This is a genomic window from Streptomyces sp. NPDC059994 (assembly GCF_042737755.1).
Classification (GTDB): domain Bacteria; phylum Actinomycetota; class Actinomycetes; order Streptomycetales; family Streptomycetaceae; genus Streptomyces.
In genome coordinates, this window is sequence record NZ_JBHWUR010000160.1 from 1 (window position 1) to 12544 (window position 12544).

At 74.3% G+C, this 12544-nt stretch carries 11 protein-coding genes and 1 pseudogene; all 12 read right to left on the minus strand.

Annotated features, from left to right (window positions below):
• Positions 1-3084 (minus strand): putative baseplate assembly protein (locus ACFWA7_RS37955; protein ID WP_385827708.1); only part of this gene is annotated, 3084 nt, incomplete at its 3' end.
• Positions 3081-3443, minus strand: coding sequence for a GPW/gp25 family protein (locus ACFWA7_RS37960; protein WP_385827710.1), 363 nt, complete (start codon positions 3441-3443; stop codon positions 3081-3083). The genes ACFWA7_RS37955 and ACFWA7_RS37960, both read right to left, overlap by 4 nt.
• A gap of 5 nt (positions 3444-3448) precedes the next feature.
• Positions 3449-3793: a hypothetical protein gene (locus ACFWA7_RS37965; RefSeq protein WP_385534272.1), complete on the minus strand. Its 345-nt coding sequence runs from the start codon at positions 3791-3793 to the stop codon at positions 3449-3451.
• 10 nt (positions 3794-3803) lie between these two features.
• On the minus strand, positions 3804-4340 hold the full coding sequence (locus ACFWA7_RS37970) for a phage baseplate assembly protein V (RefSeq protein WP_385534274.1): 537 nt from the start codon (positions 4338-4340) through the stop codon (positions 3804-3806).
• Complete coding sequence (locus ACFWA7_RS37975; RefSeq protein WP_385827712.1) at positions 4337-5458, minus strand: hypothetical protein; 1122 nt, start codon at positions 5456-5458, stop codon at positions 4337-4339. The genes ACFWA7_RS37970 and ACFWA7_RS37975 overlap by 4 nt, the downstream gene beginning before the upstream one ends.
• Entirely contained in the window at positions 5455-5781 is a 327-nt protein-coding gene (locus ACFWA7_RS37980; protein ID WP_385534277.1) for a LysM domain-containing protein, read from the minus strand. Before ACFWA7_RS37980 ends, ACFWA7_RS37975 begins: the two co-directional genes overlap by 4 nt.
• Before the next feature lie 82 nt (positions 5782-5863).
• Entirely contained in the window at positions 5864-6517 is a 654-nt protein-coding gene (locus ACFWA7_RS37985; RefSeq protein WP_385534279.1) for a hypothetical protein, read from the minus strand.
• Positions 6518-6547: 30 nt separating this feature from the next.
• A complete protein-coding gene (locus ACFWA7_RS37990) occupies positions 6548-8416 on the minus strand; it encodes a DUF4157 domain-containing protein (RefSeq protein WP_385827714.1) in 1869 nt (622 codons plus the stop codon).
• Positions 8413-8664 carry a hypothetical protein gene (locus tag ACFWA7_RS37995; protein WP_385827716.1) on the minus strand — a complete coding sequence of 84 codons (252 nt, stop codon included), beginning with the start codon at positions 8662-8664 and terminating at the stop codon, positions 8413-8415. The genes ACFWA7_RS37990 and ACFWA7_RS37995 overlap by 4 nt, the downstream gene beginning before the upstream one ends.
• Positions 8661-10820, minus strand: coding sequence for an ATP-binding protein (locus ACFWA7_RS38000; RefSeq protein WP_385827718.1), 2160 nt, complete (start codon positions 10818-10820; stop codon positions 8661-8663). Before ACFWA7_RS38000 ends, ACFWA7_RS37995 begins: the two co-directional genes overlap by 4 nt.
• Positions 10817-12037, minus strand: a complete 1221-nt coding sequence (locus ACFWA7_RS38005; RefSeq protein ID WP_385827720.1) for a DUF4255 domain-containing protein — start codon at positions 12035-12037, stop codon at positions 10817-10819. The genes ACFWA7_RS38000 and ACFWA7_RS38005 overlap by 4 nt, the downstream gene beginning before the upstream one ends.
• Positions 12034-12544, minus strand: a pseudogene (locus tag ACFWA7_RS38010) (hypothetical protein); the annotation flags it as partial. The pseudogene ACFWA7_RS38010 and the gene ACFWA7_RS38005, both read right to left, overlap by 4 nt.

Consider the following 12544-nt stretch of genomic DNA (forward strand, 5'->3'; position numbering starts at 1 on the left):
GGCCGGGGCGGGACCGGTCGGGGCGGGCGGGGCCGGGGCGGGACCGGTCGGGGCGGTCGGGGCCGGGGCGGGGCCGGGCGGGCCGTGCAGCCGGCGCAGGCGGGTCACCTCGACGTGCCGGACCCCGGGGACGGCCGCGGCCGCGGCGACCAGCCGGCTCACCCGCACCGGGGTTCCGAAGGTCAGCTCGTCGGGGTCGAAGAAGCCCCGGCGGCCGCCCGGCAGACGGCCCGGCCGCAGTTCGCGCAGTACGTCCCGCCGTACGTGCCCGCCGATGTGGTCGGGCTCGGCCGTGACGGCGAGGTCGACTTCGAGGGGGACGTGCACGGCCGGGCCGGTGACCACGTCGTGCCCGATGCGGCGGTAGCGGTGCAGCTCGTGGCGGATCTCCGCCAGCAGCCGGTGCGGTACGTCGGCGCTGCCCAGCGCGTCCACCGCGATGTCCGCCTCGTACCAGCTGCCGGTCCAGCGCAGGGCAGCGGCGGCCCGCTGGACCCCTGGGCGCAGGCCGGCGAGCGCGGCGTAGTCCGCGGCGGTGACGGCGCGGCGCAGGCGGCGGAAGGGTTCACGGGGGGCGGCGAGCCGTACCGCGGCAACCGGTTCGGGGTCGGTGCCGCCGGTGGCGGGCAGCGGGTTGTACACGTCGGCGACGGCCGACAGGTCGCCCGTGCCGGCGGAGACGAGGCAGATCGTGCCCGCGCCGACGTTGCCGGCCCGGCCGTTGCCGATCCGGTACTCGGCCACCAGTCTGCTACCGGGGGGCGGTACGGCCCCGGCGCCGCCCGAGCCGAACCGGAGGGTGAGCATGCCGTCGTCGTCGCTCTCGCCGACCAGGTGGCGGTCGCGCGGGCCGCTGGAGAGGAGGTCGCGGCGCGGGGTCCAGGGCTCCTCCGCCCGGTCGGGGCGGTGGTCGGTGTCGTCGGGGGTCTGCGAAGCCTGTGCTGTTGGGGAAGCCTGTGCTGTCTGCGATGTGTGCCCTGTGTGCGTCTGCTGGGCTTGCTGCCCCTGATGCGCCTCATGGGTCTCCTGCGCTTGATGCCTCTTGTGCCTCTCGTGCGTCTGATGGGACTTGTGCCCCGTCTTTTCCTTGCCCGACGGGCCGGTGGGCTCGTCCACGGCGTCCCTCCAAGGCCAGACCCGCAGGGCGGGCAGTGCCTCGCGCGGGTCGGGGAGCAGGGCCTCGCGGGCCGGACCGTGCAGGGCGTGGTTGTCGGGGGCGATCAACCGCCACGCGCCCTTGCCCCAGGTGTGGTCCAGCTCCCAGCCGGTGTCCGCCTCCTGGAGCACATACCCCGAACGGGCCTGCCGGGCCAGGGCGTCGATGCGCCGGAGCTTGCCTGCGAGGAGCTCGTCGAAGCGGTGGAGCAGGGTTTTCAGCGCCGCGCCGGGATGCTCTTCGAGGCGGACCCGGTCCAGTGCGCGGGGCCCGAACAGCGTCCGCAGGAAGGCGAGGTCGGCGTCCTCGGGCAGGACCTCCCGCCTGCCGAGTTCCCAGAGCCGGTCCCGGGCCGCATCCGGCAGCCGCTCCAGCCGCCGGGCCTGCGCGGCGGCGATGTCGGCGGGCCGGGGGTAGGGCGCGGTCCGGGTGACGTGACTGCCCCGCAGGGTGTGGGGCCGGCGCCCGACGGGCGGGGGCAGCACTTCGGGGCGGCGGCCGGCCCACGTGCTGGACAGGCCGTGCTCGACGAGCACGGCATTCCCGCGGACGATGCCTACCTCCAGGTCCTCGCCGGCCGGGCCGCGGGCGCTCACGCAGAAGGGGAAGGTCAGGGCGTCCTCGGCGGCCCAGGAGATCTCAAGGACGGGCGTGCCGGTGAGCGGGTCGACCGTCGGGGTGACCCCGGTCAGCCGGACGGCCTGCCGGTGCGCGGAGAGGGCGTCGGCCGGGGATCCGGTGTCCGCGCCGAGCACCTCCTCGAAGATGACGACGTCGCCGGGGACGAGCCGCAGCACGCGCTGCGGGGGCCCCTTCCCCTTCTCCGTCCCCATGTCGCGCAGGGTGGCCGTGGTCGTGCCTGCGGGCAGGCAGCATTCGCGGTCCTCCCACGTCCACAGGGAGATCCTGTTGTGGGCGGGGTGCAGTGTGATGCCCTGGTCGTGCACCGGCTGGAAGACGGGCCGCTGCCCGGCGTCGACCTCCGCCGCCGCCAGCACCGGACCGACCGGGCCGGTCGGGCCGGCGTACCGGCCGGGCGGCAGCACGGTGAAGGCCAGGTCCGCGCCCTGCAGGGTGACCTCTTCGCGCGTCTCCAGGCAGACGAACGTGCGGGCGGCGCAGCCGTCGTGCATCGGGTAATCGACCAGCCGCGCGTGTCGGCGGACGGAGGTGCGCAGCCGGGCGGTGTCGAGGTACGCCTCGGTGGCGACGGCGTCCTGCTGGTAGCTCAGCCGGTCGCCGACGTGCGCGAGGAGCTCGACCAGGGTGACGCCGAGGTCGGCGGTGTGCCGCTCGGTCCACCCCGGCATCGTCAGGGAGAACCGTTCGAGCAGCAGCCGCCGGAAGCTCGGGAAGTCCCTGGCCAGGTAGTCGATGACGGGTGCCGGGACGGGCAGCGGCGGGCAGGGCTCTCCCGCGGGTGCGCAGTCCAGGCCCGCCGGGGTGGGCCGGAAGCTGAACTCCCGGCTGTTGTAGCGGGAGTCGAGGCCGGGGCCCGAGACGCGCAGCCGGTAGACGGACGTGTCGCCGCACCGGTCGAGGGTCAGCCGGAGGCAGCAGCGGTCGCCGTCCCCGTCCGGGGAGTCGTGCGCGGCGACGGCGGTGACCCGGATGCCGGTGACGCGCCGGCCGCCCTCGACGCTGAAGTCGCGCCGGGTCAGCCCGGTGGGCAGCGTCCCGAAGAACACGACGGTCAGCGTGCGCCGGTCGGCCCCGACCGAGACGTCCTCGATGCCGGCCAGGCCGTGTTCGCGGACGGCGGTGCGGCGCAGCTCGCTGTCGCAGCCCTGCCCTGGCGATCCGGACCCGCCCGGGGGCGGCGGAGCGTAGGCGGATCCGAACGGGGATCCGTACGAGGTCCCGTACGAGGTGGTGTCCACGGGCCCGTACGCGGATTCCTGCTTCGGACGGTACTCCGCTGCGGTCATCGCGCGGTCCCTCCGTCGATGCGGATGCTCTGCCGCTCGCCGGTGGCCAGCAGCCGGTAGGCGACGAACACGTTCAACGCGGACTCCTCCACGGTCACTTCGAGGGTCTCGACGGCCAGCAGATCGCCGAGCCAGCGCTGCAGGGCGGCCTGGGCCGTCATCTCGACGGTGGCGGCCACCTCCCGGCCGGCCGGCCCGAAGACCAGGTCCAGCAGCCCGCAGCCGAAGTCGGGCCGGCGCACCCGTTCGCCCGGCGTGGTGAACAGCACCTGTTCCACCATGTTCCGCACGTGCTCGGGGTGCCCGGTGGCCCCGGTCCGCCCGCGCGCGTCGATGCGGTAGGGGAAGTCGAGGTTCACGGCGCTCACATCCCCCACACGCGGATCTGGGCGACCTGCACGATGGGCGGCGCAGGCGGCACGTTCGTGCTGAGCCCGGCGCCGAGGGAAGGCGGCGGGGTGGGCTGGAGCAGGGCCGGCAGCCCGTTCACGAACACCCGGCCGGCCACGCCCATCCACTTGATCGCCGTGCAGGGCGGGGCGCCGGTCCCGGTCAGGCCGCAGCCGGTGACGAGAAAGGTGTCCGCGCTGGTGGCGACCGGTTGCGCCATGACCAGCACGCGCTGCTGGACGGGTGTCGGGATGTTGGCGAGTCCCGGCGGATGGAAGCAGGTCATGGTGGCCCCGAAGTGGAACAGCAGGCCTGGCATCGCGTACTCCTCACTGCACCATCAGGGCGCCGTCGTTGACGATTACCTGCTTGCCCATGAGCCTGATGCTGGCGAGGCCGGGACCACAGGACAGTTCGATGCCCTTTTCGTCGATCTTGATGAACGGCCCGGCGGGGCCGTGGAGTTGGAGGGTGATGCCGCCCAGCGGCGCGCTCTGGTCACTGATCACCAGCTGGTTCTGGCCCGGAGTCGCCAGCACGATCTGCGGGATGCCGGGCGCGGTGGTCTTGGCGGCCAGAGGGACCTCGGCCGGGCCGCCGCGCCAGAAGCCGAGATAGACGGGCCGGGTGGGGTCACCGCCCAGGAACTGCACCCACACCCCGGTGTTGACCACCGGCACGACGTGCATCCCGCAGCCCGGGCCGGCGAACGGAGTGAGCGGCTCCGCCCAGAAGCTCGGTTCGTCGCCGAGCACTTCGGGCACGCGCACCAGCAGTCGGCCGCTCTGGATCGGGTCCACGTTGGAGACGACCACGCCCTGGTAGAGGCCGTCCCATCGCTTCGTGGCGGAGGCGGGCTCGGTCATGGGATCACCACCGGCGTGTTGGAGACGAGTCCGTCCCGGCTGAGCGTGAAGCTCTGCTTGTACTCGCCGCGCCGGATGTCATGGGTGACACTGCGCACGTAGTACACGCCGTCGTACGCGAGCCCGGCGCCGCGGACGCCGACCAGGTGGCGGGCGCTGAGCACGTGGCCGTAGCGCAGCACGTCGAGCTTGCCGCTGCCGGTGACCGCGTCCGCGGAAGCGGAGGTGCGGCTGAGTCCCAGCAGCAGCGCCTCGGGGATCGTGCGGCCGGTGAGGTCGGGCACCGGCTCCTCGCGCATGGCGAGGGCCGGCCGGACGGCGAGGGGCGGGCGGAGCAGGCTGACGTCCGGCACCGGCAGCTGGAACGTGATCTTGGAGTTGGGTTCGGTGAGCGGGATCGTGTACTGGGTCCGGCTGAGCCCGTCGTAGCCGAAGGTGAGCGACTCGACGTTGGTGGCGGCACCCGAGTCGACGGTGAGCGCGGGCTGGAGGAGTCCGGCGCGCACCTCGGGGCCCCAGTAGGCGATGCTGACGCCGGGGGCGGGTCCCGGTTCGAGGAAGAAGACGTAACCGGCTTCGGACGCCATCGACTTGAGATAGGCGAGGTCGGTGGACGACTGCACGGGGATCTTCTTCGTCGGGTCCGGGAGGTTGCTGATCACCGCGGGCACGGCGGCCGGGACGATGCCGTACTGGGCGTACTGCGCGCACACGGCCATCGCCCGCAGGTTGGGCAGCATGCCGGGATAGCTGCACTGGACGTGCCGCAGGTCCATCAGGAGCGTGAGGTCCTCACCGGTCAGGGTGAGCTGCGAAGTGCCGGGCGAGGTGCCGGGGTTGAGCTCTTGCCTGGTGACCACGCCGTCCATCAGGACGTGCGGGACACCGGCGACCACCGCGACCACGACCACCCTGGTCTTCGGGTCGAGGACCCCCGTGGGCAGCAGCACCTGCATCACCGGCGAGCGCTTGGCGACGGCGAAGGTCAGCTGGAAGCCGCTGGCCCCGCCGCTGGAGCTGGTGACCTGGACGGACTGGAGGGCGTCGAGCAGCACGGCGGGGGCGGGCGCGGGCACCATCGCGCCCATGAGCAGCATCAGCCGCAGGTTCGCGCTCATGACGGGGCGGCTCCGGTGGCCGGGATGCCGGGGAGTCCGGCGGGGAGGGTGATGCGCAGGTGCCGGCCCGGGGTTGCGGTGAGGTCGTCGGGCCGCAGCACCCGGTGGGCGTCGGCGATCCGCCAGTCCTGGTCCGGGTCGCCGAAGTGCCGGGCGGCGATCAGGTCCAGCCGGTCGCCGCCCACCACGACGTGCTCGCCGAGCGGCGCGAGCTCGTCGGGCTGCGGCAGGAAGCGGCGCCGCACGTAGGTGACGGTCCGCCCGTCCGCCGCCGTCCAGGTCGCGGTGGCGATGGCGTGGTACCGGCTGGTGGGGTCGAACATCCGCTGCCATTTCTCGGGTTCTCGGGTTCTCGGGTTCTCGGGGTCTCGTTTTCGGGTTCTCGGGGTCGTGTCCGGGGCTGCCTCAGAGGGCGGTCAGGCCCACCGCTTCGGGCCCCCCGGTGCCGACGAGGTCGGCGAACCGCTCCTTGGTCTGCTGGTAACGCAGGTACAGGACGCCTGCCTTGTGCCGGAAGCCGACGTCGTCGACGGTGAGGGTGCGCATGGAGAGCCCCACCTTGGCCCGGATCGGGTTGAGTTCGCCGTCGTACGCCTCCTCGGTGACGGTGAACTCCGTGATGCGCACGGGGACCACCCGCCGGGCGCCGAGCACCAGCACGGTCAGCGGCGCCTCCACCGGAGCGATCTCGATCATCCCGGCCGAGGCGAGGCTCTCTTCTTCGAGCAGCTGCGCGCTGGGCGGGTACACGGCGCTCTCCAGCGCCGCCAGCGCCCCGAACAGCCCGGTCCGCCCCACCTCCGTGGACCGGCACCCCATCGGGTCGAGCTGGTCGGCCGCATCGAACTCGGCGTCGAGCTTGAAGGTCTCCTTCGGCGGCCCCTTGAGCCGCAGCGCCTCCAGCCGCGCCCCCGCCTCGTCCCCGACCCCCTGCGCGGTGAGCGTCCGGGTCACCGTGTCCGGGTTGTACTGGAACGGCACGACACGCAGCACGCGCCCCTGCTCGGGGTCGAGGAACACGATGCCGCCCCGCAGGGGGGCCGGTCCGGAAGGGGTCATCAGGCAGTCTCCGCTCGGGTGGAGGGTGCGTTACGGCTGGGCCGGTGCGGCGGGGGCATTGGGGGCCGGCGGGTTCTGGGCTTCGAAGTGGAAGTACCACTCCTTGAGGAGTCGGGCCCACGCCATGAGGGAGTTGTCGTCGTCGGCGAGGCGGTCCCGCAGCTCGGTCGCCTCCTTGATGGCGTTGTCCGACAGGTTGATGAGGTGCTGGAGGTCCACACCCAGTTGCCACAGGTGGGCCTGCTTCGCCTCGGCGCCCTCGTCCAAGGCGCGGACCGCGTAGGCGACGTCGAACAACTTCTTCGCGGCGCCCTGGCGCTGCTCGGCACGTTTCTTGTAGGTCTCGATCCGGCGGATGTCGGCGTTCGCGTCATTGAGCCGGGAGCCCACGACGGACCAGGCCGACACGAGCGCCCACGTCGTCTTGCGGATCGCGTCCAGGTCGCCCGAGGCACCGATAGCCACGAGCGAGGACGGCAGGTCCCGGAGCTGCTCGCTGTAAGTGTCCTGTTCGGCCCGGGCGTCGACGAGCAGGGCGCACATGCTCCTGAGCTTCGCCGACTCGTCGCGGAGGATGGCCGGCTCCCCCTTGCCCGCCTGCTCGGCCTGCCACTGGACAGCCAGCATCTGGTCGTACGCGGCGAAAGGGACCTTGATGAACTCCACCGCCTTGTACACCTTCACGAGGGCCGAGACGGCTGCCAGGACCTTGAGGCTGGTGGGCAGCTTCCCGGACAGGCTGCCGGTGAGTTTGAGCCGGGCGAGCGCCACACCCCGCGCCGAGGGAGGCGGGTCGACCATGACGATCCTGAGCGGGATCCGGCCGAACCGGGCGCCGCTGCGGGCCTGTTCGGCGGTCTCCCTGAGGATTCTCTGCTCCGCGGGGCTCTTGCCCGAGAGACCCGGCACCTCAATGTGGATCAGCAGGGCGTCGGACTTCTCGTACACCGTCCGGTTCCACGTGCCCTGCGCCGTCTTGCCCTCACGTTTCGCGCCCTCCATGGGCCAGTTCTTGGCTGCCTCGGGGCGGGCGATCGCCTCGTGGAACCCGTTGACGGCGTCACTCACGGCTTTTTGAATGCGTTTCTGCAGGGCCTCCATGCTCATGTCGTCCTGAATCGTGAGGCGCTTGACCTGGATCCAGGTGCCGCCGGTGACCCGTTCCGTGACCTCGACCCGCCCGCCTTCCTTCGGGTTCGTCGTCTGCGTGTACTCGGGGGCACTGCCCCCCATGACGAGATCGACCCCCAGCTGGTCCTTCTGGGGCCGGTTGGCGGACGGGTAGTAGAAGGCGCGGCTGTCCTCCTCCAGGACCTTGTGGTCCTCGGAGCGGTGCACCCCGAGCCGGGCTCCCACCCGCACCTTCCTGCCCGGCACCGGGTCGCGGGCGATGCGGTCCGCCTCGGACTCCGCCGCCGCGCCGTCCGCGTGGCCGGCGGCGCCGAGGTCCTGCTGGACGACGTGGGCCAGTTCGTGGGTCAGCAGCCGGGTGCCCGCCGCGGTGGCAGGGGCGAACCGTCCGGCGGCGAAGGCGATGTGGTGGCCGACGGTGAAGGCCCCGGCCCGCAGGGCCCGGGCGGCGCGCGCCGCTTCGGGGTCGGTGTGGACGCGGACGTGGCTGAAGTCGTGCCGGAAGCGGTGCTCGGCGTCCGCCCGTACCGCCGCGGGCAGCGGGGCGCCCGGGCGGCGCACCACCTCCCGGGCCGGCTGCGGCAGTCCGGCCTCGGGCACGGGCTGATCGGCCGACCGGGTCCGCACCCCGCTGAAGTCCCGCACCCATGTGCCGGGCCGCCGGGGCTCCTCCGGGCCCGGCCCGGCGGCCCGGCGCAGCGGGCGCGCGGGGGCGTGGGTCGGCGCGGTCGGCATCGCGGCGGTGCTCCGCGGGGCCTTCGTGCTCACCGGCCGTCCCCCGTCGGGCGGGTCAGGCCGGCGTGGACGGTTGCTGCGAGGGCGTGGCCGAAGGCCGTGGGGTCGGTGGGTGCGGGAAGGGTGGGGGGCGTGAGGCGGTGGGTGTGGTGGGGGGTCGTGGGTGGGGTCCGGGTGAGAAGGTCGGTGAGGCGGGAGGTGAGGGCGGCGCGGACGGCCGGGGCGTCCGCGGGGTCGGTGCCCTCCAGCACGAGGCGGCCGATGTGCAGCTCGATCCTCACAGGCCCGCCCCCTTCGGCACCGGGGCCGCCCAGACCAGGTCGTGCTCCGGCACCGGGGTCTCGGTCTTGCGCAGTTCCGCCCGTACGGCGGCCAGGACGGCGGGCATGGCGATGGCGGTGGCCGCGGCGGCGGCAGCGAAGGCGGCGTTGAGGGCGATGTTGCGGATCATGCCGCCGCTGAGCGGCAGGCCGGCCAGCCGGTCCAGGTCCAGTGGTTCCAGGGGCGCGCCCGCCGGGAAGGCGCGCGCCCACATCTCGCGGCGCTCCCCCGCCCCGGGGAAGGCGAAGGGCACGATGAAGCGCAGCCGCCGCAGGAAGGCCGTGTCCAGCGCCCGGCGCTGGTTGGTGGCGAGGATCGCCAGCCCGCGGTAGGCCTCCATCTGCTGGAGCAGGTAGCTCACTTCGATGTTGGCGTACCGGTCGTGGGAGTCCTTGACCTCGCTGCGCTTGCCGAACAGGGCGTCGGCCTCGTCGAAGAAGAGGACCGCCCCGCCCGGCTCGGCGGCGTCGAACAGCCGCCGCAGGTTCTTCTCCGTCTCGCCGATGTACTTGCTCACCGCCGCCGACAGGTCCACGCGGTACAGGTCGAGCCCCAGGTGCCCGGCGAGCACTTCGGCGGCCATGGTCTTGCCGGTGCCGCTCGGCCCGGTGAACAGGGCGCTGATGCCCAGCCCCCTGCTGACGCGCTCCCCGAAGCCCCACCGGTCGTGCACGGTGGCCCGCTGCGCCACCTGGTCGGCGATCTGCCGGAGCAGGGCCGTCTCCTCCTCGGGCAGCACGATGTCCTCCCAGCCGACCCGGGAGTCCAGCCGCTGCGCCAGCGGGCCGAGGCGCGGTCGGGTGCGCACCAGGCAGCCGCGCCAGGCCTGGTCCGGGTCGCCGCCGGCCGCGGTGGCCACCTCGTGGATGGCCGACAGGTCCAGCGTGAACTGGCCGGCCAGCCGGTCCGCGTCCGCGGGCGGCAGGACGGCGCCCCAGGCGGCGGCGCGCTCCAGGGCCGGTGGCGGCGCCACCTCGACGGCCGCCGTCGGCGCGGGTACGTCGGCCCGGGCCTCGCGGGTGGCCACGAAGCGGGGGCCGCCGCTGCGTTCGAGGAACCGGGCGACCTGTCCGGACCGCTCGGGGGCCTCGTCGGCGCCTGGTGCGTCGTCCGCGTCGAGGTAGAGCGCGAGCGGCGCCAGCCGTGCCTCGCGCTGCCACAGGCGGGCGAGGGCGTCGAGTTCCTCCGCTGAGTCGGGGAGCAGCCGGGCGGGCATCCCGTACAGCAGCAGGCCGGAGTCCGCGGCCGACTCCTGGGCCACCGACCGCTTGCTCTCCCGGTCCGCGCCCAGCAGCTGGATCACCGGCAGGCCGTCGGCCGCGCCGTTCACCGGGTCCGGCCAGTGGCCGAGGGCTTCGTCCACCGCCGCGTGCCGGGCGGCCGGCGGCCGGCGGCCGGGGACTGCCGGGGCTGACCGGAGGGGGGTCAGAAGGGCGTGCAGGCGTACGTCGAGGTGGTCGAGGCCCTTGAGGTGGTTGACGATCCGCTCGTCGGCCCGCAGGGGGCTGGTGACCAGCGGCTGCCCGGGCGCCCGGTCGACGTCGACGAGCCGCCAGTAGCGCAGCCCCCGGTACGGGGACAGCACGTCCCAAGCCGGGTCGGGGAAGAGCGATAGCGCGAGAGCGAAAGTGGGGTGGGGGGCGAGCGGCCCGCCCTGAGCCCGGGCGTACAGGTCGGCGATGCCGGGGTCGAACTCCGGTGCGGCGCACAGCAGCAGGGTGTCGCGTTCGAACGGGGAGAGGCCGAGCAGGTCGCCCAGGCCGACGAGCGCCGGGGGGTGGTCGTGCAGAGACGGGGGCGCGTTCGACGAGGGGGGCGGGGGCGGATCGCCGGCGGCACCGGCGGGTGCCGTGGTCCCTTCGGATGCCGCGGCCCGGGTCGCGGCGGCGTCCGGGCCCGCGGCAGGCGTGGCTGTGGCGTCCGGGCCCGCGGCAGGCGTGGCTGTGGCGTCCGGATCCGTGGCCGGGTCCGGATGCGCGGCCTCTTCGGCGGGTGAGCCGGTGGCCGCTGCGATGCGTTCGCGCAGGAGGGTCCGCAGCCGGGCGAGGGAGTCGGCGAGGTGACGGTTGTTGTATTCCTCCCACTCGCCCCGCGCTGTCGAGGAGTCGGCCCTCATGCCACCACCACCACCGCATCGGTCGGGAACTCCGGGCGCCCCGTCGCGTCGACGGCGGGCAGGCTCTCGACGTCGTCGACCCGCAGTCGCAGGGCGTGCCGTCCGGGCCGGGCGTCCGGCCAGCGGAACCGCAGCCGGTCCGTCGTGCTGGCGAAGGCGTCCAGGGGTCCCAACGGCAGTTCCCCCACGATCAGTTGGACGCGCTGGCCCGGATGGACCGGCGGTTCGCAGCGCACTTCGAGCCGCACCGATCCGTCGGCCTCGCGTTCCTCCTCCAGCGGCAGCGGTCCGGCAAGGCGCGGGGCGACGCCCAACGGCAGGGCCCGGGTGGCCTGTTGGCTGCCGTCGTCCGCGTTGAGCAGCACGGCCGCCGACCAGGTGCCCGCGGCCAGGTCGCCGGGGAGTTCGAAGTGGGCCTTGGTGGCGGCCGCCTCCCGTTCGGCGGCGGTCGCTTCTCGCGGGGCGACGTCCACCGGTCCGCCAAGCAGCGGATGGGTGAGGCGCAGCACCAGGGCGTCCCCTTCGTCGAACCGGGTCCCGGTGACGGTCAGTTCGTCGCCGGGCCGCACGGTCCCGGGGGTCATGCCCGTCAGTGTCGGCAGCGGGCCGGCGGTGTTCGCGGCCGCCTCGGGGCCCCGGTCCTGGTCGCCGCGGGCCAGCACGGGAAGGGGTGCCCGGCCGGGCAGTGAGCTGTCGATCAGCACGATACGCGCCTCGTAGGCCACCGAGGTGCGGTACTGGCTCTGGAAGGCGGTCCACAGCTTGGAGATGTCGTCGGTCGACACGGCGACCGGGGTGATCCGCACCGCCTCCGACTGGAGGTGCAGATCGCTGAAGGGCGCCGCCCGTCTGACCTCCTCGGGCCCCAGCACGGCGTGGTCGTGCAGCGCGAGCATGGCGGCGCCGAGGATCCGCTGGGCCGTGGACTCCTGGGCGTCGCCGCTGGCGTACGGGGTGAGGAGGTAGTGCAGGACCAGCGGCAGCGCCGGCCGCCCGGTCTCGCCGGGGCGCGTGCCGACGGGGTCGAGATTGCGCCAGCTCCCGTCGACGGAGGCCCGGTACAGGAAGACGTTGAGGGCGGCGGTGGGCCGGTCGGCGGTGACCTCGTCAGGTGGGCGGGCGGTGACCACGGCGCCGGGCACCTGGCGGCCGACGGCGCCCTGGAGGATCGCCCGCAGGGTGTCCGTCACGGCGGCCACGGCGAAGCTGTCGCTCACGACCGCCCCTTGAGGTATTCGTCGAGGCCGAGCCGCGGCTGGCGGCGCGGGGTGCGCGCGGGGGCCGCCGGCTGCGGGGCGGCCCGGACTTCGAGCCGGTCGATGGTGATGCGCACGACGGGCTCCGCCGCCTCGGCAGGCGCCCCGTACGGCTGCGCCGCCGGGCGGAGCGGCCCGCCGGGCAGGGCGGTGCGCACCGGGCGCACGGGGTGTCCCTGATGCCCGGGGGGTGCCGTCGCGTGGACCGGGTACGCGGCGGCCGGGGGCGCGGCGGGCTGCGGGACGGGCTCCGGGGCGTCGGCGGCCCGCGCCAACGACGCGGCCTCGGGCGCAAGTTGGGCACCGGGCACGGCCGCCGGCGCCCCGGGAGCCAGGCCGGCCGGGGGCGAGGGGTGCACAGCGCCCGGCGCCCGGACGTCGGAGGTACCGCCGGCAGCGGGCGCGGGCTCGGCCGTCGGGAGGGCCGACCGCTCGGCGGCAGTCGGGGGGGGGGGGCCCCCCCCCCCC